The 24,105-nt window shown below is 59.7% G+C and carries 17 protein-coding genes; 8 read left to right on the top strand and 9 right to left on the bottom strand.

What is annotated here, in order from left to right; translation table 11 throughout:
- Window positions 1–100 precede the first annotated feature (100 nt).
- From AC1DPR_RS02645 to AC1DPR_RS02630, 4 genes are all read left to right on the top strand, one after another.
- A complete protein-coding gene (locus AC1DPR_RS02645; protein WP_477815718.1) occupies window positions 101–1,321 on the top strand; it encodes an OpgC family protein in 1,221 nt (406 codons plus the stop codon).
- Window positions 1,311–1,562, top strand: coding sequence for a hypothetical protein (locus AC1DPR_RS02640; RefSeq protein WP_051085612.1), 252 nt, complete (start codon window positions 1,311–1,313; stop codon window positions 1,560–1,562). The genes AC1DPR_RS02645 and AC1DPR_RS02640 overlap by 11 nt, the downstream gene beginning before the upstream one ends.
- Window positions 1,563–1,675: 113 nt before the next feature.
- A complete protein-coding gene (locus tag AC1DPR_RS02635) occupies window positions 1,676–2,710 on the top strand; it encodes an aspartate-semialdehyde dehydrogenase (RefSeq protein WP_018858927.1) in 1,035 nt (344 codons plus the stop codon).
- A 170-nt stretch (window positions 2,711–2,880) separates the two neighbouring features.
- Complete coding sequence (locus tag AC1DPR_RS02630; protein WP_018858928.1) at window positions 2,881–3,699, top strand: lytic murein transglycosylase; 819 nt, start codon at window positions 2,881–2,883, stop codon at window positions 3,697–3,699.
- A gap of 61 nt (window positions 3,700–3,760) precedes the next feature.
- Here AC1DPR_RS02630 and AC1DPR_RS02625 read toward each other — a convergent pair whose 3' ends face one another.
- Both AC1DPR_RS02625 and pdxY read right to left on the bottom strand, forming a co-directional pair.
- Window positions 3,761–4,402, bottom strand: a complete 642-nt coding sequence (locus tag AC1DPR_RS02625; protein ID WP_018858929.1) for a carbonic anhydrase — start codon at window positions 4,400–4,402, stop codon at window positions 3,761–3,763.
- 62 nt (window positions 4,403–4,464) lie between these two features.
- Window positions 4,465–5,340 carry a pyridoxal kinase PdxY gene (gene pdxY / locus AC1DPR_RS02620; RefSeq protein WP_018858930.1) on the bottom strand — a complete coding sequence of 292 codons (876 nt, stop codon included), beginning with the start codon at window positions 5,338–5,340 and terminating at the stop codon, window positions 4,465–4,467.
- A 254-nt stretch (window positions 5,341–5,594) separates the two neighbouring features.
- On the opposite strand from pdxY, the gene AC1DPR_RS02615 reads away from it, so the two are divergent.
- Both AC1DPR_RS02615 and AC1DPR_RS02610 read left to right on the top strand, forming a co-directional pair.
- Window positions 5,595–10,370 carry an NAD-glutamate dehydrogenase gene (locus AC1DPR_RS02615; RefSeq protein WP_477815717.1) on the top strand — a complete coding sequence of 1,592 codons (4,776 nt, stop codon included), beginning with the start codon at window positions 5,595–5,597 and terminating at the stop codon, window positions 10,368–10,370.
- Between the two features lie 30 nt (window positions 10,371–10,400).
- Window positions 10,401–11,786 (top strand): MFS transporter, encoded by a 1,386-nt coding sequence (locus AC1DPR_RS02610; RefSeq protein WP_113469665.1) that lies wholly within the window; start codon window positions 10,401–10,403, stop codon window positions 11,784–11,786.
- 16 nt (window positions 11,787–11,802) lie between these two features.
- Here AC1DPR_RS02610 and purH read toward each other — a convergent pair whose 3' ends face one another.
- The 4 genes from purH to htpX all read right to left on the bottom strand — a co-directional run bounded on the left by purH (window position 11,803) and on the right by htpX (window position 17,637).
- Entirely contained in the window at window positions 11,803–13,419 is a 1,617-nt protein-coding gene (purH, locus tag AC1DPR_RS02605; RefSeq protein ID WP_113469664.1) for a bifunctional phosphoribosylaminoimidazolecarboxamide formyltransferase/IMP cyclohydrolase, read from the bottom strand.
- 95 nt (window positions 13,420–13,514) lie between these two features.
- Entirely contained in the window at window positions 13,515–15,179 is a 1,665-nt protein-coding gene (locus tag AC1DPR_RS02600) for a heparinase II/III family protein (RefSeq protein ID WP_026372013.1), read from the bottom strand.
- 110 nt (window positions 15,180–15,289) lie between these two features.
- Window positions 15,290–16,678 (bottom strand): RsmB/NOP family class I SAM-dependent RNA methyltransferase, encoded by a 1,389-nt coding sequence (locus AC1DPR_RS02595; RefSeq protein ID WP_026372014.1) that lies wholly within the window; start codon window positions 16,676–16,678, stop codon window positions 15,290–15,292.
- Complete coding sequence (htpX, locus tag AC1DPR_RS02590; RefSeq protein WP_113469663.1) at window positions 16,675–17,637, bottom strand: zinc metalloprotease HtpX; 963 nt, start codon at window positions 17,635–17,637, stop codon at window positions 16,675–16,677. The genes AC1DPR_RS02595 and htpX overlap by 4 nt, the downstream gene beginning before the upstream one ends.
- Window positions 17,638–17,760: 123 nt before the next feature.
- Here htpX and AC1DPR_RS02585 point away from each other — a divergent pair, with 123 nt between their 5' ends.
- Complete coding sequence (locus tag AC1DPR_RS02585; RefSeq protein ID WP_018858937.1) at window positions 17,761–17,985, top strand: DUF1674 domain-containing protein; 225 nt, start codon at window positions 17,761–17,763, stop codon at window positions 17,983–17,985.
- 523 nt (window positions 17,986–18,508) lie between these two features.
- Here AC1DPR_RS02585 and acs read toward each other — a convergent pair.
- Complete coding sequence (gene acs / locus AC1DPR_RS02580; RefSeq protein WP_018858938.1) at window positions 18,509–20,464, bottom strand: acetate--CoA ligase; 1,956 nt, start codon at window positions 20,462–20,464, stop codon at window positions 18,509–18,511.
- A gap of 228 nt (window positions 20,465–20,692) precedes the next feature.
- On the opposite strand from acs, the gene AC1DPR_RS02575 reads away from it, so the two are divergent.
- Window positions 20,693–21,391, top strand: a complete 699-nt coding sequence (locus AC1DPR_RS02575) for a DUF1013 domain-containing protein (RefSeq protein ID WP_113469662.1) — start codon at window positions 20,693–20,695, stop codon at window positions 21,389–21,391.
- Between the two features lie 58 nt (window positions 21,392–21,449).
- Here the strand turns inward: AC1DPR_RS02575 and AC1DPR_RS02570 are convergent, their stop codons facing one another.
- Together AC1DPR_RS02570 and AC1DPR_RS02565 are read right to left on the bottom strand one after the other, a co-directional pair.
- Window positions 21,450–23,360 carry a propionyl-CoA synthetase gene (locus AC1DPR_RS02570; protein ID WP_113469661.1) on the bottom strand — a complete coding sequence of 637 codons (1,911 nt, stop codon included), beginning with the start codon at window positions 23,358–23,360 and terminating at the stop codon, window positions 21,450–21,452.
- An 82-nt stretch (window positions 23,361–23,442) separates the two neighbouring features.
- A complete protein-coding gene (locus AC1DPR_RS02565; RefSeq protein WP_113469660.1) occupies window positions 23,443–24,102 on the bottom strand; it encodes a YggS family pyridoxal phosphate-dependent enzyme in 660 nt (219 codons plus the stop codon).
- Between the last annotated feature and the right edge of the window lie 3 nt (window positions 24,103–24,105).

Here is a 24,105-nt window from a genome sequence, read left to right as displayed (position 1 = left end):
CAGCATTTTTCCTGGCTAATGATCCGGCGATTCGTTGCGGCCAAAAGGGAACCCTTTTGGCCGCAACTGTGTTTGCATATCGGAAGAGCAGGAGAATTCCATGGCAATAGCGCGCGGGGCACCGATCGGCGCCAAGCAGAGTTCTGTGACGGTAGCGCCGGCGAAACGCGATACGCGGTTGGACGTTCTGCGCGGGCTCGCGCTCATCACGATTTTCATCAATCATGTTCCCGGTCAGATTTTCGAGAACTTTACAACCAAGAATTTCGGCTTCTCGGATGCCGCCGAGGCGTTCGTCCTGATTTCAGGCATTGCCGTCGGCTTGGCCTACGGCACGCGGTTTGAGCCAGGCGCGTGGCTCCAGACAGCAGTGAAGGCCACGAAGCGGGCGTTCACTCTTTACCTGGCTCACATGATAACGACGTTCATGACGCTTGCCTTGTTCCTGACGGGCGCCTGGGTCTTCCACCGCCCCGGCCTGCTGTGCGAGATCAACATTCTTGCCGTCCTCACCAATCTGAAGGCTGGTATTCCCTCGCTCGTGCTGCTGGGACATCAGATCGGCTACAACAACATCCTCCCGATGTATGGGGCCTTGATGCTGATGGTGCCAGTCATCCTTCTGCTCAACGCGGCAAGCCCTCTTCTCGCTTTGGCCGTCTCCGGCACCGTTTGGCTCTTTGCAGGCACCTATGATATTGCGCCCCATAACATGCTGATCGAGGGCTATTGGTTCCTCAATCCACTGTCCTGGCAGTTCCTCTTCACGATCGGCATCGTCGGTATGATGCATGTCTGCCGCGGCGGCAAACTGCCGCAGCACCCGGTCCTTTTTGCTGCTGCCGCCGCTTACGTCGCATTGTCCTTCGCCTGGGTGGTCGGTCAACTCTGGAGCTTCGGGACTGCGTTGGCAGCGCTCGGTCTGCCGCCGGTGCTGACCGGTTTCGACAAAACTTTCCTGTCCCTGCCAAGACTGTTGCACGTTCTGGCGCTGACGTATCTCGTCATCAATATTCCGGCAATCTCGCGCCTGCTTCGCCGGTCCGCAGACAATCCGCTGACCATTCTCGGCCGCCACTCGCTGAACATCTTTGTCGCCGGCACCATTCTGGCGATGGTTGGCCAGGTGGTGCTCTACATCAACAACCACGACCGGATCGTCGGCCCGGTCTTCGTGGTTATCGGCATCGCCATCCAGTTTGCCTACGCCTACCATCTTGAGCGTAAGCGCAAGCTCGAGACAGGCGGCCGAAACAGGTTGCCCAACCGAACGCTGGTGCCGGTTCCTGTCCGCATCGATCGCTCGCGGGATCGGCGCTAGACGGCGGTGGCATCAGGCTGCTGGAAGATCGCAAGTCCGCCGCCACGCCGCCGCATCTGATCGCAAAAACCTTGACTCCTGTGGAAAACCTTCTAAGAGCAACGGCGGAAAAGGAATATCCATGGTTCGCGACGCACACGCAATTGCTGCATGCAATGACCGGGCACAAGGTGCCGGGATGGATATTGCCGTTCCGGTTTCTTCCAAAACCAAGGCCAAAACGACGACGAAAACCGTCTGACGTCTCTGGCCTGCCGCTCTCTCCCCGGCCCGGCTGGGGACAAGGAAGCCGCGATATTTGCGCGCTTTCCCCCTCACCGGACAAGAGGAGAGAAGAGAAAGAGAGCTTGAGAAATGGGTTTTAAAGTTGCAGTTGCGGGAGCGACCGGGAATGTTGGCCGGGAAATGCTCAATATCCTCTCCGAGCGCGGTTTTCCTGCCGATGAAGTCGTGGCGCTTGCGTCCGCGCGCTCGCAGGGCACCGAAGTGTCCTACGGCGACAAGACGCTGAAGGTCGCCAACCTCGAGAATTACGATTTCTCCGACACGGACATCTGCCTGATGTCGGCCGGCGGCGAAGTTTCCAAGAAGTGGTCGCCCAAGATCGGCGCCCAGGGCTGCGTTGTCATCGACAACTCCTCGGCGTGGCGTTACGACGCAGACGTGCCGCTGATCGTTCCGGAAGTGAACCCGGACGCCGTAACCCAGTTCAGCAAGCGCAACATTATCGCAAATCCCAACTGCTCGACTGCGCAACTTGTCGTCGCTCTCAAGCCGCTGCACGACTTCGCCAAGATCAAGCGCGTCGTCGTTTCGACCTACCAGTCCGTTTCCGGCGCTGGCAAGGACGGTATGGACGAGCTGTTCAACCAGACGCGCGCCGTCTTCGTCGCGGATCCGATCGAGAACAAGAAGTTCACGAAGCGTATTGCCTTCAACGTCATCCCGCACATCGACGTCTTCATGGAAGACGGCTACACGAAGGAAGAGTGGAAGGTTCTCGCCGAGACCAAGAAGATGCTCGACCCGAAGATCAAGGTGACCTGCACGGCAGTTCGCGTTCCAGTCTTCATCGGCCACTCTGAATCGGTCAACATCGAATTCGAAAGCGAGATCACGGCCGATCAGGCACGCGACATTCTGCGCGAAGCTCCCGGCTGCCTCGTCATCGACAAGCACGAGAACGGTGGTTACATCACGCCTTACGAATCCGCTGGCGAAGACGCGACCTTTATCTCGCGCATCCGCGAGGACGCGACGGTCGAGAACGGCCTGAATATGTGGGTGGTTTCCGACAACCTCCGCAAGGGTGCCGCTCTGAACGCGATCCAGATCGCCGAGTTGCTTGTCAATCGCGGACTTGTGAAGCCGCGCAAGCAGGCAGCCTGAACCAGTTGTTAACTATGGTTTGTTAAGCCCGGCTAAATAAGGTAAGGGCTTTTCTTGGCGCGGGTTGGTCGTTTCGGCTTCCCGCGCTTGCCAAATCAAAGACGGTGACAATATTGCCGAAAGCGGGGCCGCTGGCCCGGTTTGAAGGCCAGTCAGATCGGGATATCTCCATGCGCATGACGAAATTTTTGCTGGCAGCTGCCGCCGCCTGCATGCTCCACGCAGTTCCTGCAGCCGCCACGGCAGCCCAGTGCGGCAACAACGGCGCCGGCTTCAACGCCTGGGTGGACGAGTTCAAGCAAGAAGCCGTTGCAAACGGTGTCAGCCCCTCGGTTCTGGATCGCGCCTTCGCAAACGTCTCCTACAACAGGCCGACCATTGCCGCCGACCGCGGCCAGAAGAGCTTCAAGCTTTCCTTTGATGCCTTCATGCAGAAGCGCGGTGGTGCCGCGATCATCTCGCGCGGCAAGAGCATGAAGCGCTCCAATGCAGCTCTTTTTGCATCGATCGAGCGTCGCTTCGGTGTTCCTGCCGGCCCGTTGATCGCGATTTGGGGCATGGAAACCGGATTCGGCAGCTACATGGGCAACCAGCATACGCTGTCGGCCGTCTCCACGCTCGCCTATGACTGCCGTCGCTCCGACTATTTCACCGACCAGCTTTATGCCGCGCTGCAGCTGGTCTCTGAGGGTTATCTCAATACGCAGGCGCGTGGAGCAGCGCATGGTGAAATCGGCCAGACGCAGTTCCTGCCGCGCAATGTCGTGCGCTTCGGCGCCGATGGCGACGGCGACGGCCGCGTCGATATGGTCGGTTCTCGCGCTGACGCGCTTGCCTCGACTGCCAACTTCCTGAAGGGCCATGGCTGGCAGGCCGGTGCGGGTTATCAGCCGGGCGAGCCCAACTTCGCGGCCATCGCCGGCTGGAACGCGGCGACGGTCTATCAGCAGGCGATCGCCTACATTGGACAGCAGATAGACGGAAATTGAGAACAGCGTAGCGTAAGCCAAAAGCGCCGAACCGAACTTCGGCGCTTTTTTTGTTTTGGGCTTAGACGTCCGGGCGAATGAAGTCGCGAGTTTCGGAATCCATCACCCAGAGTTCGCCGGTCGAGATGTCGAACCAGGCACCGTGAAGCGCGATCTTGCCTTCCTCCTCCAATGCCTTGATGTTCGGGAAGGTCCTGAGATTCTCAATGGAGTTGCGGATCGATACGCGCTCGAGCGCGGTCTGACGCTCGGAAGGCGTCATGACATCGTTGGCGCCGATCTGCTCTGCGGCAGGCTTCACGAGCGACATCCAGCGTCCGATAAAGTCACCGGGTGAAAGGGGTTCGGCACTTGGGTCGAGAGCGGCCCTGATGCCCCCACAGCGCCCGTGACCCATGACCACGATGTCCGTAACCTTCAAGGCCTGAACCGCGAATTCCAGCGCAGCCGAGGTGGCATGGAAATGGCCGTCCGGCTCGTAGGGCGGCACCATATTGGCCACGTTGCGGATGACGAACAGTTCGCCGGGACCGGCATCGAATATCAGCTCGGGCGCAGCGCGCGAATCCGAACATGCGACCACCAGCGTACTTGGGTTTTGGCCGTGCTCGGCCAGCGCTTTATAGCGATCACGGGCGTCCGTGTAACGCCCGTTCATAAAGTTGCGATAACCGTCGAGAAGGGTGTTTGGAAAACGCTGCATGATCTTCGATTACAGCTTGCGCCCGGCAAGATCAATATCGCACTGCAAGATAGGAAGCGTCGTCAGCTTTTGCGCCTTTGCGCCGGATGCATCAAGCGCCGCATCTGGACCATCGCCATCGGCGTTGCCAGGCTCGACGAGTCGCTTGCCAGCGTCAATTCATCGCTGCCCCGCTTTACGGCGCGGGCAAGCACCTCGTAGACGCTTGCCGTTGCAAGCTGAAGCGCCTTCTCGTCCTCCATGCCGGAAAGAAGTCGCGACAGAAACAGCGCGGCAAGTAGATCTCCGAGACCATTCGGCGGCTTGTCGATAAGGCGATGCTCCGCCAGCAGCGCATGACGCCCCGAAAGATAGAGGTTCCCTGTGCCGCCGGCCATCATCGGCACCGCTGACGTCACCAGCATGCGGGAGGGCCCCAGCGACAGGGCGGCGTCCATAATCGCCGTATTGTCCTCCAGCGGGGCACCTACAAGCCAGGCCAGTTCGTATCGATTGGGCGTCGCAAGCGAAGCCAGTGGTATCAGATGATCCCTGATCGCCTCCGCCGTTGCCTGTGGTACGTAGAGACCACCCAGATCCCCCATGACCGGATCGCAAACATAGAGCAGGTCCGGCTTGTGCTCGCGCAAAGCCGTCACGAGCCGAGCAACCGAGCGCGCCTGCGCGGCATTGCCGAAATAGCCGGAAAGAACCGCCTTCACCTCGCCGATCCAAGGCGCGCGAATGAGATCGTCGATAGCCGCGTCAAAATCGCTTTCGGTGAACGTTAGCCGCGTCGACCGACCGTGACCGGGATGCCACGGAAGCACGATCGTCGGCAACGCCCAGACCTGGTGACCAAGCGTCTCTAGTGCAAAGACCGCTGCACGATTTCCGACGGAGCCGCGCACAACGTGGCTAGAGATAACGATGACAGTTCCTGCGGCATTTTCCGACATGATGCTCGACTCGGCTTCCAATGAGTGTTGATCCCCTTTTTGCAGCTTCACTGTCAACTGCCCTTCATGCAGGCATGCCAACGTCGCCCCTCAAGAATTTCCACGTACTTACGGCAAACCAAAAATCTTTCGAAAATTTGCGTCCCGGCGGCCAAAAACGCATGAAAGCTGCCTCGGGATGCCGTCTTTTAGAGATTCTTTCGTCAAATCTTCTGCTAACTTGCGCCAAATCGAGGAGATGAGGAGTATCTGCGATGGCTGGCCGAAACAATCCGAAGCGCGAAAAACAACTGGAGAGCGCGACCAAGATCGCGACGGCAACGGGGGAAGCCTACCTCAATCCCGAGTTCCTGTTCGGTCGCGCCAGCGGCGACGACCTGGAACGCTACACACCGGAGATGCTGGCGCTTTCGGCCATCCATTCCGCCAAGGAGCTCGCGGCCTGGGGCAGCAATTCGGCACGGATCACCATCGAGACCATCGCCGATGTGGAGCCCGACGGCGTTGCCGTATCCGTTCTCACGGTCACCGACCACAACATGCCGTTCCTGTATGAATCGGTAATGGGCGAAGTTACCAGCAGCTATCGCGACCTCTACATGGCCGTGCATCCGATCCTGGTGATGGAGGATGGCAAGGCGCCGGAACTTTACTCCGCCGATCTCCCGAGCGAGCCGGCCAATCGCGTCAGCCATATCCAGCTGCATCTTGCCCCTCTAACGACAGCCCAGGCCGCAGACCTCGTCAAGCGGATAAAGACGGTGGTCGAGCAGGTGCGCGTGACGGTTTCCGACTGGAGGCCCATGCTGGACAAGCTCGGAACCGTGATCGATGAGCTTTCCGCTTACAATGCCAGCCGCCGGAAAGCGGAAAGGGATGAAGCGCTTGCCTTCCTGACGTGGCTGCGCGACGCGAACTTCACCTTCCTCGGAATGCGCGAATATGTCTATTCCGGAAAGGGCGCGAGCGCGAAGGTTGAGCGCGACAAGGGCACCGGTCTCGGCATTCTCTCCAACCCAGACGTACTCGTTCTGCGCACCGGCAGGGACGCCGTTACGACCACGCCTGAAATTCTGGCATTCCTCGATGGTCCGGATTTCCTGATCGTCACTAAGGCCAACGTCAAGTCGATTGTCCATCGCCGCGCCTATATGGACTATGTCGGTGTCAAGCGCTTCGATACCAACGGGAATGTGACCGGCGAGTTGCGCATCGTCGGTCTCTTCACCTCCACTGCCTACACGTCGCTCGCCAGCGATATCCCGTTGCTCCGCTCCAAGATCGAACGAGTGAAGGAACATTTCGGCTTTGACCCCATGAGCCACTCCGGCCGCATGCTGGACAACACGCTGGAATCCTATCCGCGCGACGACCTCTTCCAGATCGATACGACGCTTCTGGCGAGCTTTGCCGAACAGATCAATGATCTCGCCGATCGGCCGCGCGTGCGGGCGCTGCCGCGCATCGATCACTTCGATCGTTTCGTTTCCGTGATCGTCTATGTGCCGCGCGAAGAGTACGATTCGATCGTGCGTGAGAAGATCGGAGCCTATCTGAAGACCGTCTATGACGGCCGTGTCTCGGCCTACTACCCGGCCTTCCCCGAAGGCGGAGTTGCGCGCGTCCATTTCATCATCGGTCGGTCCGGAGGCAAAACCCCACGCGTGCCACAGGCAAAGCTGGAGGAGGCCATCCGCGCGATCACCGCGCGCTGGGATGACCGCTTCGAGGCGCTTGCCGGACCGAAGGCGCCGCGCCTGCAGGTAAGCCATGCCTTCCAGGATCTCTTCCCGCCGGAAGAGACCTACTATGATCTCGAGGACATCGCCGCCTGCGCGGCTGGCGAACCAATCCGTATTGCGTTCTACACGCGGGAAAAGGATGGGATCGAACTGCTGTGCCTGAAGATTTTCCATTCCGGCGGCCAGCTCGCTTTGTCCCGCCGCGTGCCATTGCTTGAAAACCTCGGCTTTAATGTCATCAGCGAAGGAACATTCGATATTGATGTCACCCTACCCGGCGGCTCGGAAAAGCTGGTCGTGCTGCACGACATGGAGCTCGAGGCCCGAGGCGGTATCGAGATCGACCTTCACCGCCACGGAGCAACCTTGGAAGAAGCCTTCCTTGCAGCGTTCGGCGGGCTGATTGACAATGACACCTTCAACCGGCTGATCGTCTCGGCGGGCCTGACCGCACGCGAAACCAGCGTTCTTCGCGCCTACGCACGCTATCTGCGCCAGGCCGGCATCCCTTATTCGCTCGATTATATTGCAACGACGCTCGATAAATACCCGGCAATCGCGGCGATGATCTTTCGGCTGTTCCACGACACGCTTGATCCCAAGATCACCGACAAGGCGCGGATGAAGAAGGCAAGCGAACAGCACGAAAAGATCGAAGCAGCACTCTCCGACGTGCCGAGCCTCGATGACGATCGGATCCTGCGGCGCTACGTCAACGTCGTGGACGCAACCCTGAGAACCAACTACTTCCAGCGCAATCCGGACGGCTCGCCGAAAGCGATGCTGGCCTTCAAGCTTGATCCCAATCTGGTCGACGGGTTGCCGGAACCCCGACCATTCCGCGAGATGTTCGTCTATGGTGTCGAAGTCGAAGGCGTGCACCTGCGGTTCGGCAAGGTGGCGCGCGGTGGCTTGCGTTGGTCCGATCGTGCGGAAGATTATCGCACCGAAGTCCTCGGGCTCGTGAAGGCACAGCAGGTCAAGAACGCCGTCATCGTGCCAGTCGGCGCAAAGGGCGGCTTCTATCCGAAGAAGCTCCCGATCGGCGGTAACCGGGACGAGATCTTCAACGCCGGCCGCGAAGCCTACAAAACCTATATCCGCACGCTGCTGTCGATCACCGACAACATCAGTGGCGCCGATATCGTGCCGCCGAAGGACACGGTAAGGCTTGACGGCGACGATCCCTATTTTGTCGTGGCCGCCGACAAGGGGACGGCCACATTCTCGGATACCGCCAACGCGCTCGCCCAGGAGGCCGGCTTCTGGCTGGACGATGCCTTCGCCTCGGGTGGCTCGGCTGGCTACGATCACAAGAAGATGGGCATCACCGCCCGTGGTGCTTGGGAAACCGTGAAGCGCCACTTCCGCGAAATGGACATCGACATCCAGACCACGCCGTTCACCGTTGCGGGCGTCGGCGACATGTCCGGCGATGTGTTCGGCAACGGCATGTTGCTGTCGCCAAAAATCCGGCTGGTCGCCGCTTTCGACCATCGTGATATTTTCATCGACCCCGACCCGAATATGGAAAAGACGCTTACCGAGCGCCGGCGGCTTTTCAATCTGGCCCGATCGAGCTGGCAGGATTTCGACAAGGGGGTCCTTTCGAAAGGCGGCATGGTCATTTCGCGATCGGCGAAGTCCGTGACGCTGACGCCGGAGGCAGTAGCCGCAATCGGTATAGACAAGGCCGTTGCGACGCCTTTCGAAATCATGACGGCCATTCTGAAGAGCCCCGTCGATTTGCTGTGGTTCGGCGGTATCGGCACCTACGTCAAAGCGCCGTCTGAAACAGACGCCGAGGTCGGCGATCGCGCCAATGACCCTATTCGTGTCGCGGCGGAAGACGTGCGCGCCAAGGTGATCGGCGAGGGCGCGAATCTTGGCGTCACACAGAAGGGACGTATCGCCTATGGCCTGAGAGGCGGGCGCTGCAATTCCGACGCAATCGACAATTCGGCCGGCGTCAACACGTCGGACGTCGAGGTCAACATCAAGATCGCTCTTGCCGCGGCAATGCACGATAACCGTCTCACACGGGCGAAGCGCGACCAGCTGCTGTCGTCAATGACCGACGAGGTCGGCAAGCTTGTGCTCCGGAACAACTATCTGCAGTCTCTGGCGATTTCGCTGACCGAGCGTAAGGGTACAGCCAACGGGCTGGAACTTGCCCGGCTCATGACGGTGCTCGAAGGCGCCAAGCAGTTGAACCGGAAGGTCGAGACGCTACCCGACGACACCGTCCTTGCCGAGCGCTATGCAGCAGGCAGGCCACTGACGAGACCCGAGATCGGCGTCCTGCTTTCCTATGCCAAGATCGTCTTGTTTGACGCTTTGGCGGCCAGCGATTTGCCTGATGATCCCTATTTCGCCGCAACGCTTTCCAATTACTTCCCTGCGAAGATGCGCAAGACGAACGCGTCCGATATCGACGCCCATCGTCTGAAACGGGAGATCATTGCCACGGTGCTCGCCAACGAAGCCATTAACCGCGGCGGCCCCGGCTTCGCCGTCAGCATGATGGATGCCACGGCGGCATCCGCGCCGGAGGTCGTTCGGGCGGCAATCATTGCCCGTGATGGCTTCGATCTCGGACGCCTTTGGACGGACACGGATGCGTTGGACGGCAGGATTGGCGGCCAGATGCAGAACCGCATCTACGAGGAGATCAGCCACACCTTCACCGTCCTGACGCGCCTCCTTCTGAAGACACAGATGGCCAAGGGCGATATCGCCACCACTATTGAGAGGCTTCAGGCAGCCCTGAAGAAGCTCAAGCCGATATTCGCCAACCAGACAGTGCCCGAGCTTGAGGCACGTCAGCAGGAGTATCGCGAGGCTGGCGTGCCGGATAAGCTGGCCGCCGAGATTTCGGGGCTACTCGGCTTTGCGCTGGTACCCGAGATCATGCAGATCGCCGAACGCACGGGCGAGCCGCTGGCGCGTGCTGCGGAAAGCTATTTCGCCGTCTCCCAGACATTCCGGATCGGACGGTTGCTCGCCGCCGGATCTCGCATCGTCACGGCCGACCACTACGAAAATCTGGCGTTGGCGCGCAGCATCGACCAGATCGCAAGCGCGAGGCGCGATATCGTGATTTCGGCGCTTGCAAACCATGGGAAGGACAAGCTTCCCGTCCAGGCCTGGCACGCCGGCGATCGCATCAGGATCAACCGGATTGCCGAGGAATTGTCGGGGTTGAGTGACAGCGGCGATCCGAACCTTGCCCGGATTACCGTGGCTGCAGGCCTGTTGACTGACCTTGCGCGAGACGGAGCGAGGTGAGACAGTTCCGCTCGAAATCAGGAGCGGACTGTGAATCGCATCGACTGGACGGGAACTCAGCCGGCTAGAGCATCGGAGAAGGGCATCTGGGGCTGGATGCTCTTCGACTGGGCAGCTCAGCCGTTCTTCACTGTTGTGACGACCTTCATTTTCGGCCCTTACTTCGTGTCGCGTCTGACAGACGATCCGGTATCGGCCCAGACGATGTGGAGCAACATGGCGACGATCTCCTCGGTGATCATTGCCATCTTGTCGCCTGTCCTGGGGTCGATCGCAGATCAGTCCGGCGCGCGAAAGCCGTGGATCGCCTTCTTCGCCGTCATCAAGATTGCGAGTCTCTTCGGTCTCTGGTTCGCCGCACCCGGTTCGCCTCTGATCTACCCCATGACATTCATGATCCTGGCTTCGGTCGCCGCCGAGTTCTCCATCGTCTTCAACGATTCCATGATGCCGCGGCTCGTCGGCAAGGAAGAGGTCGGCAAACTGTCGAATACGGCCTGGGGCCTGGGTTACCTCGGGGGGATGATCGTCCTGATCGCGGTCGTGGTCCTGCTTGCGGGAAGCCCCCAATCAGGGAAGACAATTCTTGGTCTTGAGCCCTTGTTCGGCCTCGATCCGCACCAGGGCGAAGATGCCCGCATCACCGGGCCGATCTCGGCCATCTGGTACCTGATCTTTATTCTTCCGATGTTCTTTCTCACGCCTGATGTCAGCAAGGGCCTTTCGTTTGGCGCCGCTGTGCGCACCGGCCTTACGGAGCTGAAAAGCACGCTTGGCGAGCTCAAGCGTCGTCGTGGCATCGTTCGTTTTCTGATCGCCCGCATGATCTATCAGGACGGCGTCAACGGACTGCTGATACTCGGTGGTGCCTTTGCCGCCGGTATGTTTGGATGGGCAACGGTCGAGATCGGAATCTATGGGATCATACTCAATGTCGTTGCGATCTTCGGCTGCTTCATTGCGGGCAGGGTCGATCGGCGCATCGGCTCCAAATCGACGATCGTAATCAGTCTGGCGATGCTGTTGCTTGCCACCATCGGGATCGTGTCGACATGGCCGGGATACACGCTCTTTGGCTTGCTTGCGCTGCCAACTGCAGATTCCGGCGGCCTCTTCGGTACGGCAGCGGAGAAGGCATATGTTGCCTATGGTCTGCTGGTCGGCCTTGCCTTCGGTCCGGTGCAGGCGTCGTCGCGCTCCTACCTCGCCCGAAGCGTGAGCCTGAACGAGGCCGGCCGCTATTTTGGCATTTATGCGCTTTCGGGGCGCGCCACCAGCTTCATGGCAACGCTGTTTTTTTCCATCGTGACCTTCACGACTGGCTCGTCGCGGCTTGGAATGGCAACCTTGGTGCTCTTCCTGGCGGCGGGACTGATCCTGCTTGTCCGTACGCCCTATCCCGCGGACAGGGCGTAACGGCAGAGGCTACAGGTCAGTGGCGGAAGTGCCGCATACCGGTAAAGACCATCGCGACATTGTGCTCGTTAGCAGCGTCGATCACTTCCTGGTCACGCATCGATCCGCCCGGCTGGATAACAGCCGTCGCGCCGGCTGCGATCATCGACAGCAAGCCATCGGCGAAGGGCAGGAATGCCTCCGAGGCAACAGCCGAACCGCGCGTCAACGGCTCTGCGAGACCGAGCGCCCTGGCCGCTTCCTCGGCCTTCAGGCCAGCAATCCGCGCAGAATCGACGCGGCTCATCTGGCCCGCGCCGATGCCAGCCGTCTGGCCGTCCTTCGCATAGACCACGGCGTTCGACTTGACGTGCTTGGCAACCTTGAAGGCAAATTTCATGTCTTCGAGTTCCTGCTGGGTCGGTGCACGCTTGGTAACAACCTTCAGCTCCAGATCCTCGACCATGCCGTTGTCGCGGCTCTGCACAAGCAGGCCGCCTGAGACGGTTTTCGCCGTCAGGCCCGAAGACCGCGGATCCGGCAGGCCGCCTGCGGTCAGAAGCCGGAGGTTGGCCTTGCGCGCGACGATGGCTTTCGCCTCTTCAGTCACGTCGGGCGCGATGATGACTTCGGTAAAGAGCTTGATGATCTCCTCGGCGGTTTGGGCGTCAAGCGTCTGGTTGAGCGCGATGATTCCCCCGAAAGCAGAAACGGAATCGCAGGCAAGCGCGCGCTTGTAGGCGTCGAGCAGGTTGGAACCCGTCGCCACGCCGCAGGGATTGGCGTGCTTGATGATCGCGCAGGCCGCCGACTTCTCCGGCAGGAACTCGGCAACGAGTTCATAGGCCGCATCGGTGTCGTTGATGTTGTTGTAGGAGAGCTGCTTGCCCTGAAGCAGTGACGCCGTGGCAACGCCGGGGCGGCGCTCGCCCGTAACATAGAACGCCGCCTTCTGGTGCGGATTCTCGCCATAGCGCATCTCTTCCTTGAGCACACCGCCAATGACGCGATGGCGCGGGGTGTCGATCGAAAGAACCTCGGCAAACCAGTTGGAGATCATGGCGTCGTAAGCGGCGGTCCGGGCGAAAGCTTTGGCGGCCAACCGCTGGCGGAACGCATAAGCGGTCTGTCCGGCGTCCGAGGCAAGCTGCTCGAGCAGTTCTGGATAGTCCGCCGGATCGGTCAGGATCGTCACGTAAGCGTGGTTCTTGGCCGATGCGCGGATCATCGCAGGACCGCCGATGTCGATGTTTTCGACGGTCGTCGGATAGTCGCCGCCGGCGGCACGGACATCCTCGAATGGATAAAGATTGATGACCACGAGGTCGATGCCCTCGATACCGTGCGCCTTCATCGCCGCTTGATGATCAGCATCGTCACGGATAGCAAGCAGGCCGCCATGCACTTTGGGATGCAAGGTCTTGACGCGACCATCCATGATCTCCGGAAAACCTGTGACATCGGAAACGTCGGTCACCGCGAGCCCGGCCGCTGCAATTGCCTTGTGAGTGCCACCAGTTGAGAGAAGGCGGATGCCCTTGTCGTCAAGCGCGCGCGCGAGTTCGACGATACCGGTCTTGTCGGATACGGAAAGCAACGCGGTCTTGATGCTGACTTTGTCGGGTGCAGGGATTTTCTTGGAAACAACGGCCATGAGGCTTCTCCGTTTGGTCTTCAGGAGATATCCAGCGAGGGATAAGCGGATGATGGGGCCGCGTTAGCACAGCTTTGCGCCCGCGGAAACAGCCGCTAGCTCTTGCGCGATAAAAACCAGCGTATTTCCGGCCTGTCGGGGTAGGAGAGGCCGATCTCGATCTGATCGGATCCGCAAATGCCCGAGGCATCGGCAAAGAAGACGTCCTCGCCGATCAGCACTTCGTTGCCAGGCGAGGAGAACAGCCATGTTTCTCCGTCGGGCGCCGTCATCATGATCGACTCTTTGTCGATTTGCTTCAGGTTGATGGAGGGGTGGGCGTGAAAGCGCGCCACGGCCCGCACTGCCTCATCGACCTTGCCCTCCGGCGCGACCAGCCGATCACAGCCGGTCACGATCAGCCCTGTGGCGTTCAGGGTCAGCTCGCGCTCATGCAGGACGCCAAAGGCATTGAGGTAGCCATCGTGGCTCGCCTTGATCACGTCGCGGCCGTCATCGGCGAGCGCGCGATCGACATTCACGGTCTTCACGCCGTCTGTAATCACATTCGCAATGAAGTCGGACGGGGCGAAGCGGCTGGACGAGGTGTCGTTGACGGTCACCGTGGTATGGGCGGCAGTCGTTCGAGCAATCTGCACGTAACGGCGGCCGGCAAATTTCGGCGATCCGGAATTGACGATAAAGCGATGGCGTCCAGACGACATCTCGAATGACAGGCAACCGGCATGGGCCGTGCGGGACAGACTTCCGGTGGGCGGTAATCCGGTATCGGCAATGACCACCGTTTTCCCCGCTGCCAGCCGCTGATAGCGCGAATGGGGCATCGCCTTGAAGGGATCTCCCGCCGTCTCGTCATATCGCAGCAAGGACATCAACTCTGTCGCAAGGGTCGACGTCGCGCCGTTGAAAAGGGCGAGATCGCCGTCCTGATGCCTGAAGAAGCGCAGGGCTGGGTACATGCGGTCGATGCCCGAGATCAACTTCTGCGGCAGATCGTGCCCGAGATTAACGTAGGTTTGCCGCAACGGGAGGAGATCAAGAAGCAGTTCCAGCCCTACCCGGGGATTGCGCGAGACATGACCGCCGTCAGGCAGGATCTGGCTATCGAACTCCTGATCCAATGCTTCGGCAGCGCGCCGCAACGCGCCTGCGCGCGTCGGCATTGCAATCGAGGCCATCGCGAGGGCAATCCGCAGCCGAAAGCGAACCTCCCCCGGCGGCGCGTACTTGGCCATTCGCCGCAGGAACCGGACCTGAAAGGCAAGCGACCGCAAGAAGCGGCGATAGAAGCCGCGGTCGGCATTGTGAAGAACCACAGGCGAATGCGAGAGCCAGGAAATAACGCGCTGCGCCGTCACATTGATTTCCCAGGCGATGCCCTCGATGCGGCCGCCATGCAGCGACAGCCAGTCGTTGACAATGGAGCGGGCAACGCTCGAGTGAAGGTCGCTTTTCTTGGTCCGCATATGGCGAAGCCAACCGAAGCCATGAAGCCGCAGTGCGAAGGAACGGGACGGAAGGCTGAAATTGAAGGGCGACTTGCCACCGGTTTCGAGAAGCCGCCCGGCAAGCGGGAAGCGACCGTTCAAAATCTCTTCAGCGACATGCGGATCAACCGCACGCAGATCGGTGGGGGCCACAATCAGGCGCTCGGGGGCGTGGGTCGTGTGGCGGAAGAGACGCAACCGCATGATTGCTCCGCGGCACAGCGTGCGCCGCCAAGCCTCTCTCACATAAAGAGTCGAGAACCCGGACCACATGTTTATTGTCTATTGACCCGCGTCGTTAAGAATAAGTGAATAAGCCCGGAATCCGTGACACTTGCGTATCAAATTATGACAGGTGCTCAACTATGCCAGTTGCCCTGCGATCAAGCAACACGGCGCATCACGACAGCGTAGAAACCGTCAAGACCGCCCGCAAAACCAGCGGGAACCTCCAGCATGTCTGGTGTCGTGCGGAATTCGCCAAGCGCGCTGATTGCTGCTTCGAGCCCGGGCCAGCGCTCAGGATCAACGGCCGCTCGCTCGACTGAAGGCGTATCCGAAAGGACGCGAGCCACGACGTCTTCGCCTTCGGCGGGATCAAGGGAACAATTGGAAAAGACGATCGTGCCATCCGGCTTCAGCAAAGTGATCGCATGGCGCAGCAGCCGCTCCTGAAGCGCAGCAAGCTTCGCTATATCTTCCGGCCCCTTGGCCCAGAGAACATCCGGATGCCGGCGCGTCGTTCCCGTCGATGAGCAGGGCGCATCCAGCAGGATCGCATCGAACAGCTCTGCAGGCTCATATTTCGTCAGGTCGCTGGCGACTGTCTCGGCTTTCAGTCCAAGCCGATCGAGGTTCGCGCGCAAACGCTTGATGCGGTTTTCAGACTGCTCAACCGCAGTAACGTCACCACCGGCGAGAACCAGTTGGGCAGTCTTTCCGCCGGGCGCCGCACATAGATCGGCAACTCGCTTTCCTGTCAAATCACCAAAGAGCTGAGCTGGGATGCTGGCGGCCGCGTCCTGGACCCACCAGTCGCCTTCCGAAAATCCCTCGAGTGAGGGGATGCTGCCCTCGAAGGCAGCCAGACGCACACCACCCGTCGGCAGCGCGAAACCACCCAAACGTTCCGCCCAGCGCTGCGCATCAGCTTTGACGGTAAGATCGATCGCTGCCGGCTCGAGCTGCGATTCAGATATCGATTGCGCCCTTTCCTTGCCGTAAGCCTTTTCGAGCCTTTGAAGAAACCATTCCGGCATCACCGGAATGGTCGCGATCTCAGCAAGGATTTGGTCCTTCTCGCGTCCAAGTCGGCGCAGAACGGCGTTCACCAGCTTTGCAAAGCGACGATTGCGCGGGTCCTGATTTGATTGCTCGACTGCCAGGTCGACCGCAGCATGATCCGGAACATCAAGGTAGAGGATCTGCGCTGCGGCAATCGCAAGAACATGGTGCAGCGCTCGCGCACCTTCGGGAAGCGGCGATTCAAGCAGGCGGGAGATCGCGGCGTCGATGCGCGGCAAATGCCGAAGCGTTGTATTCAGAATGGCGCGGACGAGGGCGCGGTCACCCTCGTTGAGCGCCTTATAGGCCGGATTGCCGTGTTCATTGTCCAAGGCGCCGTCCAGCGAAAGCTTACGGTCCACGACCGCTGCCAGGATCTTTGCGGCGGCGGCACGAACCTGGAATCCGGGCTTTGCCGGACCAGCCACAACGCCCGGATTGGACGACTTTGGTTTTCGAAATGGTTTTTTCTTGCCGTCTGAATTCAAGACCACGGACCTTTCGGCGGTTGTGAACCACCGCGATCAAGACCGGTATTCGGAACCGAGCGCGATTTGCGCATCGGATTAGCAGCGCGCGCCGGCGCCGTCGAGCCATTCATGCCGCCGCGCGCCATTTCCTGCAGCGCCGCAATCCGGTTTTCCGTGTTCGGGTGCGTTGAGAACAGGTTGTCCACGCCAGCACCGGTCAGCGGATTGATGATGAACATGTGGGCAGTTGCCGGGTTTCGCTCGGCATCGTAATTCGGCACGTGCGAGGCGCTACGTGCAATCTTGCCCAGTGCCGAAGCCAGCCAAAGAGGATTGCCGCAGATTTCCGCGCCTCGGCGGTCGGCGGAATATTCGCGCGTCCGGCTGATGGCCATCTGAACCATCATCGCGGCAAGCGGCGCGACGATCATCGCCAGCAATACCCCGATGAAACCCAGGGGATTGTTGTTGTTTCCCCGGTTGCCGCCGAAGAAGAAAGCAAAATTGCCCAGCATTGAGATTGCACCGGCGAGGGTCGCCGTAATCGTCATCGTCAGGGTGTCGCGATTTTGCACGTGAGCCAACTCATGGGCCATGACGCCCGCGACCTCTTCCGGCGTCAGTGCGCTCAGTAAGCCGGTGGACGCGGCAACAGCAGCGTTCTCGGGATTGCGACCAGTCGCGAAGGCATTTGGTTGCGGACTGTCGTAGAGGTACACCTTCGGCATCGGCAGGCCAGCATTGCGCGTCAGATCCCTGACGATCGCGAAGAACTCGGGCGCATTACGCTCGTCAACCTCCTGCGCGCGATAGGCCGACAGCACCATGCGGTCCGAATTCCAGTAGGAAAAGATGTTCATCCCAGCGGCGATCACGAACGCGATCATCATGCCGCTCCGCCCGCCGATCAGAAAGCCGACGGCCATGAACAATGCGGTCATGAAGGCAAGCAACATGGCTGTACGGACGAGGTTCATTGCTATCTCCAAAACACCCCTAAGCGGGCCGCGCAAAACCGGAGGGTTTCAATTGAGGCGCCGGCGCTCTATGATTTGGTCATTCACCAGCCATTTTCAATATATTTCGGGCGGAATCGCGTGATGCAGGCAGCGGACAACGACAACAATGAAACCCTGGCGACTGAAGCCGCCGAGGCGCCACGCAAGTTGCTCTCGCCAGCCGCCAAGCGTGCGCTCGCCGAGGCCGAAGAGCGGCGCCGAAACGAAAAGCCGGTAGAAATGCCAACAGAGATAGGTGGCCGCGGCGGCGCTGATCCTTCCCGCTTCGGAGACTGGGAAATCAACGGCAGGGCCATCGATTTCTAAGTAAATATTCCTATTGACTTTCGCTCGTGATCGGAATTTATTCCTTTCGTGCGAGATTGCTTCGTTTGTTGCGCTGACCCTTCTTGTGACTGCGGTAAACGCCGCGGCGCGCGACGAAATTGAAGGGCCAGTATCAGCCGAAATCCTGAGAGTGATCGATGGAGACACACTGCTGGTCGAAGCGCGCCCTTGGCCGCAGCAGACAATGGAAGTCGATGTCCGTATTCGCGGGATCGACGCGCCCGAGATGCACTCGAGCTGCGCTGACGTAAGGAGCGGGAATCGACGCCCGTCACGCCCTGGAAAGCCTTACATCCGGATCCTCCGAGATCCAGCTTACGCAGATCGCAGGCGACAAGTATTTCGGTCGCATCCTCGAAATATAACCCTTTCGGATGGCAGGAATCCGGCTCAGGACCTCTTGGAGGAAGGGATTGTCCGGGCCTTTAACGGCGGCCGAAAGCCACGAGAAACCTGCCCGTAGAGAAGTGAAGCCGCCCCGATCGCTCGGAGCGGCTTTTGCTTAGGCAGTCGCCTTGTTCTGGCGGTTCGCGATCAGGTCGTCGACAACCGCCGGATCGGCAAGCGTCGAGGTGTCGCCCAGAGAGCCGAAATCGTCCTCGGCGATTTTGCGCAGGATGCGGCGCATGATCTTGCCGGACCGGGTCTTCGGAAGACCCGGTGCAAACTGGATCTTGTCAGGTGCAGCGATTGGGCCAATCTCGCCGCGAACATGCTTGACGAGCTGTTGGCGCAGATCATCCGAACCCTCATTGCCGGCCATCAGGGTGACGTAGCAATAAATGCCCTGACCCTTGATCGGGTGCGGATAGCCGACGACAGCAGCCTCCGAGACAAGATTATGCGAAACGAGTGCGGACTCGACCTCGGCGGTACCCAGGCGGTGGCCCGAAACGTTCAGCACGTCGTCAACGCGACCGGTGATCCAGTAGTAGCCGTCCTCATCCCGTCGGCAGCCATCGCCGGTGAAATACTTGCCCTTGTAGGTCGAGAAGTACGTCTGGATGAAGCGCTCGTGGTCGCCATAGACGGTACGCATCTGCCCCGGCCAGCTGTCGGTAATGCAGAGGTTTCCGTCGGCGGCACCCTCAAGCACATTGCCTTCGTTGTCGACCAGCTGCGGTTTCACGCCGAAGAACGGGGTCGTCGCCGAACCCGGCTTCAGATCGGTCGCGCCCGGCAGCGGCGTGATCATGTGGCCGCCGGTTTCCGTCTGCCACCAGGTATCGATGACGGGGCAGCGCTTGTCGCCGACAACATTGTAGTACCATTCCCACGCTTCCGGATTGATCGGCTCGCCAACCGTTCCGAGCAGGCGCAGGCTGGAGCGCGACGAGCGGGTGACGAAGTGGTCGCCGGCACCCATCAGCGACCGGATCGCCGTCGGTGCCGTGTAGAAGATGTTGACCTTGTGCTTGTCGATGACTTCCCAGAATCGGCCCTGATCCGGAAAATTCGGCACGCCTTCGAACATTAGCGTCGTCGCGCAGTTCGCAAGCGGACCGTAAACGATGTAGGAGTGTCCGGTAACCCATCCAACGTCGGCGGTGCACCAGTAGATATCGCCGGGGTGGTAATCAAACACATATTCATGGGTCATCGCTGCATAGACGAGATAGCCGCCCGTGGTATGCAACACACCCTTCGGCTTTCCGGTAGACCCCGAGGTGTAGAGGATGAACAGCGGATCCTCCGCCTTCATCTTCACCGGCGGGCACTCCGGTTTAACCGTGGCGATTTCCTGATGGTACCAGAGGTCGCGACCCGGTGCCCAGCCCGTCTTGCCGCCTGTACGCCGTACGACGAGAACCTTGTCGACGATGACATGCTGACGGGCGGCAATGTGAATTGCCGTGTCTGTATTGTCCTTCAGCGGCACCGGCTTGCCGCCGCGCACCCCTTCATCGCAGGTAACCACGAAGGTGGATTCGCAATCGACGATACGGCCGGCCAGCGCCTCCGGAGAAAACCCTCCGAACACCACCGAATGGACCGCACCAATGCGCGCGCAGGCGAGCATTGCATAGGCAGCCTCGGGTATCATCGGCATGTAGATGGTAACACGATCACCCTTCTTGACGCCATGCTTCTTCATGACGTTCGCCATGCGACAAACATGCTCGTAGAGCTCGTTATAGGTGATCTTCTTGTCGACGTAGGGATTGTCGCCCTCGAAGATGATCGCCGTCTGATTGCCGTTGGTCTTCAGGTGCCGGTCGATACAGTTGTACGAAACGTTCGTCTGCCCGTCCTCGAACCACTTGATCGAGACTCGGCCAGTGAAAGACGTGTTCTTGACCTTCGTGTAGGGTTTGAACCAATCGATCCGCTTGCCATGTTTACCCCAGAACTTGTCGGGGTTCTCGACGCTTTCCTCGTACCATTGCTCGTACTTGGCCTTATCGATAAGCGCATGGTTCTTCACCGGCTTTTGCACCGGGTAGATCTTTTCGGACATGGAACTCCTCCTCACTCGGGCACCGGGCGACCAAAAAGCGAAGCAGCCCGGACTGGCTATAGGCATTCATAGCAGTTCACATCTGCCCGGCAATTAGACAAAGGTCATTTCATTCGTGATCAATTGCAATTCTGCATCACTGCGGTTATATAGCGCCATATTTCCCGGACATAGTGGTGACAATCCACGGACCGCGACACCGGCGCGGACGACAGAAGGACTATATCCATGGCTCAACAATTGCTCATGCCGAAGGCGACTGCCATCTGGCTCGTCGACAACACAGCCCTGTCATTCGACCAGATCGCTCAATTCTGCAGACTGCATCCGCTCGAAGTGAAGGCAATTGCCGACGGCGAAGCCGCACAGGGCATCAAAGGTCTCGATCCGATCGCAACGGGTCAGCTTTCGCGCGATGAAATCGCCCGCGCTGAAAGGAACCCGGCGCACAAGCTGAAGCTCTCGGAACCGAAGGTTCGCGTGCCAGAATCCAAGCGCCGCGGCCCGCGCTACACGCCGGTTTCCAAGCGCCAGGATCGTCCGAACGCCATTCTCTGGCTGGTGCGCAATCATCCGGAATTGAAGGACGCACAGATTTCCCGCCTCGTCGGCACCACGAAGTCGACAATCGAACAGATTCGCGAGCGTACGCACTGGAACTCGGCTAACCTCGCACCGATGGATCCGGTGACACTCGGTCTTTGCAGCCAGATCGATCTCGACATGGAAGTCGAAAAGGCGGCAAAGGGACGCCCGCTGCCGACAGCGGCCGAACTCGGAGCGACCTTGGAGTCGGCGCATGAAACCGAGCGCCTGACCCGCCATGAGCGCGAAGAGGAGAAGGAAATCGATGCCGATGCCGTCTTCGCAAAGCTCAAGTCGCTGAAATCCTCTCCGAAGGATGAGGACGAAGACGACCAGTATTGATTGCCTACGGTGATCGATCCACAAGGCCCTGCGTAAGCGGGGCCTTTTCTTTTTGTACCTACATCGGCAGGGAACCATACCCACGCTTGCGCAGGGCTTCGGCTATTTCCTCAAGAATAGTGGGGTCGTCGATCGTCGCCGGCATTTTCCAAGGCACACCGTCGGCGATTTTCTGGATCGTGCCGCGCAAGATCTTGCCGGAGCGCGTCTTGGGGAGGCGCTCGACGGTTATCGCCGTCTTGAACGAAGCGACCGGGCCAATTGCATCGCGGATCAGCTGCACGACCTCCGATTCAATGGCCGATGTTTCCCGTGAAACATTCTTCTTCAGAACGAGAAAGCCGCAAGGGACCTGACCCTTAACCTGATCTGCGATTCCGACCACCGCGCATTCGGCAACATCCGGATGCGTGGCACAAACCTCCTCCATCGCTCCCGTCGACAGCCGGTGGCCTGCGCAGTTGATGATGTCGTCCGTGCGCGACATGATGAAGAGATAGCCGTCGTCGTCGATATAGCCGGCATCCGCCGTTTTATAATAACCGGGAAATTCGGCCAGATAGGCCGAGTGGAAACGCTCGTCGGCGTTCCACAGCGTGGGTAGGCAGCCAGGCGGCAGGGGGAGTTCGACAACGATATTACCGAGCGTCCCTGGCTCAACCGCGTGGCCGGCATCATCAAGAACATGGATACTATACCCGGGCATAGGCATCGAAGGGGAGCCATGCTTCACCGGCAGAGCTTCGAGGCCGAGCGGGTTTGCCACCATCGGCCATCCGGTCTCCGTTTGCCACCAATGATCGATCACGGGTACATCAAGCATGCGCTCTGCCCACTTCAGCGTTTCCGGATCTGCGCGCTCTCCCGCAAGGAACAGGGCACGAAAATTCGGCATCGGATAGGCCTTGAGGCGAACACCATCGCTATCCTCCCGACGAATGGCCCGGAAAGCGGTAGGCGCCGTAAAGAGAACGCGGACATCGTGCTCTGAAGCGATGCGCCAGAAGACGCCGGCATCCGGTGTACCAACTGGCTTTCCTTCGAATATCACGCTGGTCGCGCCTGCCAGCAGCGGTGCATAAACGATGTAGGAATGGCCGACGACCCACCCGATGTCCGAAGCCGCCCAGAACACTTCGCCCTGCTTGATGCCGAAGATATTTGCCATCGACCAATTGAGGGCGACCATGTGACCGCCATTGTCGCGCACGACCCCTTTCGGCTGGCCCGTCGTGCCTGAGGTGTAGAGAATGTAGAGTTCGTCCGTCGCACAGACGGGAATGCACTCAACGGTCACACCACGATTTCTCGCGACAGTAGTGTCGAAATCCTCGTCGCGACCGGCTGTGAGATCAGCTGCAAGCTGCGGCCTCTGCAAGACAAGGCAGTGGGCCGGCTTCGACTTCGCGATGGCAATCGCCTGATCGACCAAGGGCTTGTAGGGCACGATCCGTCCCGGCTCGAGCCCGCAACTTGCCGTGATGATGAGCTTCGCCCCCGAATCGTCGATACGGGCCGCGAGCTCATTTGCCGCAAAGCCACCGAACACGACGGAATGGACCGCGCCGATGCGCGCGCAGGCAAGCATTGAGAAAACTGCCTGCGGGACCATCGGCATATAGATGATGACGCGGTCACCCTTTGCGATTCCAAGTTGCCGGAGCGTTGCTGCAATGGCACTGACTTCAGCAAGGACGTCACCATAACTAAACACAGCCTTGGTGCCGCTAATCGGGCTATCGTAGATAAAGGCAGTATCGTCACCACGGCCCGCTAGAACGTGCCTATCGAGACAATTGTAGCAGGTATTGGTTTCGCCCCCGGCAAACCAGCGGCCGTATGGACCACCTTCTCGCGAAAAGGTCTGCGCCGGCGGTTTGAACCAGCTGATTTCTGCCGCCGCCTCGCGCCAAAAAGCCTCCGGATCGTCCTTCCACCTGGAATAGGTCTGGCGATAGCTTCCCTGCATCTGCTCCTCCCCAGGACACGCAAGTTATCCTATCAATCTAGGAGAGGCATGGCAGGAGAGAAAGCCCGACGAAAGGAGCGTATCAGCGGGCACCGAAGATCGCGGAGCCAACGCGAACGCTGGTCGCGCCAAAGGCAATCGCGGTTTCGTAGTCGCCGGACATTCCCATCGAGAGTTTCTCGACGCCGCAAGCCATGGCGAGCCTGGCAAGCAACGCGAAATGCGGACCCGGATTCTCGTCCGCCGGCGGAATACACATCAGGCCTTCAATGGCGAGGCCGAGTTCGTCGCGGCAAAGAGCGACAAACGCTACTGTATCATCAGGGGCGATTCCTGCCTTCTGCGGCTCAAGCCCGGTATTCACCTGAACATAGAGGCGAGGGGTCTTCGCCTGACGCTTCATTTCGTCGGCGAGCACACGGGCGATCTTTTCCCGGTCGATGGTTTCGATGACATCGAACAGCGCGACCGCCTCGGCCGCCTTGTTCGACTGCAGAGGGCCGATGAGATGAAGTTCAATGCCTGACGTCTCGGATTTCAGTTCAGGCCACTTTCCCTGGCTTTCCTGAACCCTGTTTTCCCCGAAGATCCGTTGCCCGGCCTGAAGCGCCGGGCGGATCGCGTCTGCGTCGAATGTCTTTGAAACGGCGACAAGCTGAACCGAACCGTCGGGCCGTTTCCCCTGCTGCTCGGCCGCGGAGATACGCGAGCGCACGTCGTTCAATCGCTCTTCAAGTTCCATCAC

This window comes from Rhizobium sp. 01T417 (genome assembly GCF_056398905.1).
This window is presented reverse-complemented; position numbering and strand designations above follow the sequence as displayed.

Bases quoted from the DNA above. Each gene is read 5' to 3' on its own strand.
- AC1DPR_RS02645 (WP_477815718.1), top strand. From the start codon at position 101: ATGGCAATAGCGCGCGGGGCACCGATCGGCGCCAAGCAGAGTTCTGTG.
- AC1DPR_RS02635 (WP_018858927.1), top strand. From the start codon at position 1,676: ATGGGTTTTAAAGTTGCAGTTGCGGGAGCGACCGGGAATGTTGGCCGG.
- AC1DPR_RS02630 (WP_018858928.1), top strand. From the start codon at position 2,881: ATGCGCATGACGAAATTTTTGCTGGCAGCTGCCGCCGCCTGCATGCTC.
- AC1DPR_RS02625 (WP_018858929.1), bottom strand. From the start codon at position 4,402: ATGCAGCGTTTTCCAAACACCCTTCTCGACGGTTATCGCAACTTTATG.
- pdxY (WP_018858930.1), bottom strand. From the start codon at position 5,340: ATGTCGGAAAATGCCGCAGGAACTGTCATCGTTATCTCTAGCCACGTT.
- AC1DPR_RS02615 (WP_477815717.1), top strand. From the start codon at position 5,595: ATGGCTGGCCGAAACAATCCGAAGCGCGAAAAACAACTGGAGAGCGCG.
- purH (WP_113469664.1), bottom strand. From the start codon at position 13,419: ATGGCCGTTGTTTCCAAGAAAATCCCTGCACCCGACAAAGTCAGCATC.
- AC1DPR_RS02600 (WP_026372013.1), bottom strand. From the start codon at position 15,179: ATGTGGTCCGGGTTCTCGACTCTTTATGTGAGAGAGGCTTGGCGGCGC.
- htpX (WP_113469663.1), bottom strand. From the start codon at position 17,637: ATGAACCTCGTCCGTACAGCCATGTTGCTTGCCTTCATGACCGCATTG.
- AC1DPR_RS02585 (WP_018858937.1), top strand. From the start codon at position 17,761: ATGCAGGCAGCGGACAACGACAACAATGAAACCCTGGCGACTGAAGCC.
- acs (WP_018858938.1), bottom strand. From the start codon at position 20,464: ATGTCCGAAAAGATCTACCCGGTGCAAAAGCCGGTGAAGAACCATGCG.
- AC1DPR_RS02575 (WP_113469662.1), top strand. From the start codon at position 20,693: ATGGCTCAACAATTGCTCATGCCGAAGGCGACTGCCATCTGGCTCGTC.
- AC1DPR_RS02570 (WP_113469661.1), bottom strand. From the start codon at position 23,360: ATGCAGGGAAGCTATCGCCAGACCTATTCCAGGTGGAAGGACGATCCG.
- AC1DPR_RS02565 (WP_113469660.1), bottom strand. From the start codon at position 24,102: ATGGAACTTGAAGAGCGATTGAACGACGTGCGCTCGCGTATCTCCGCG.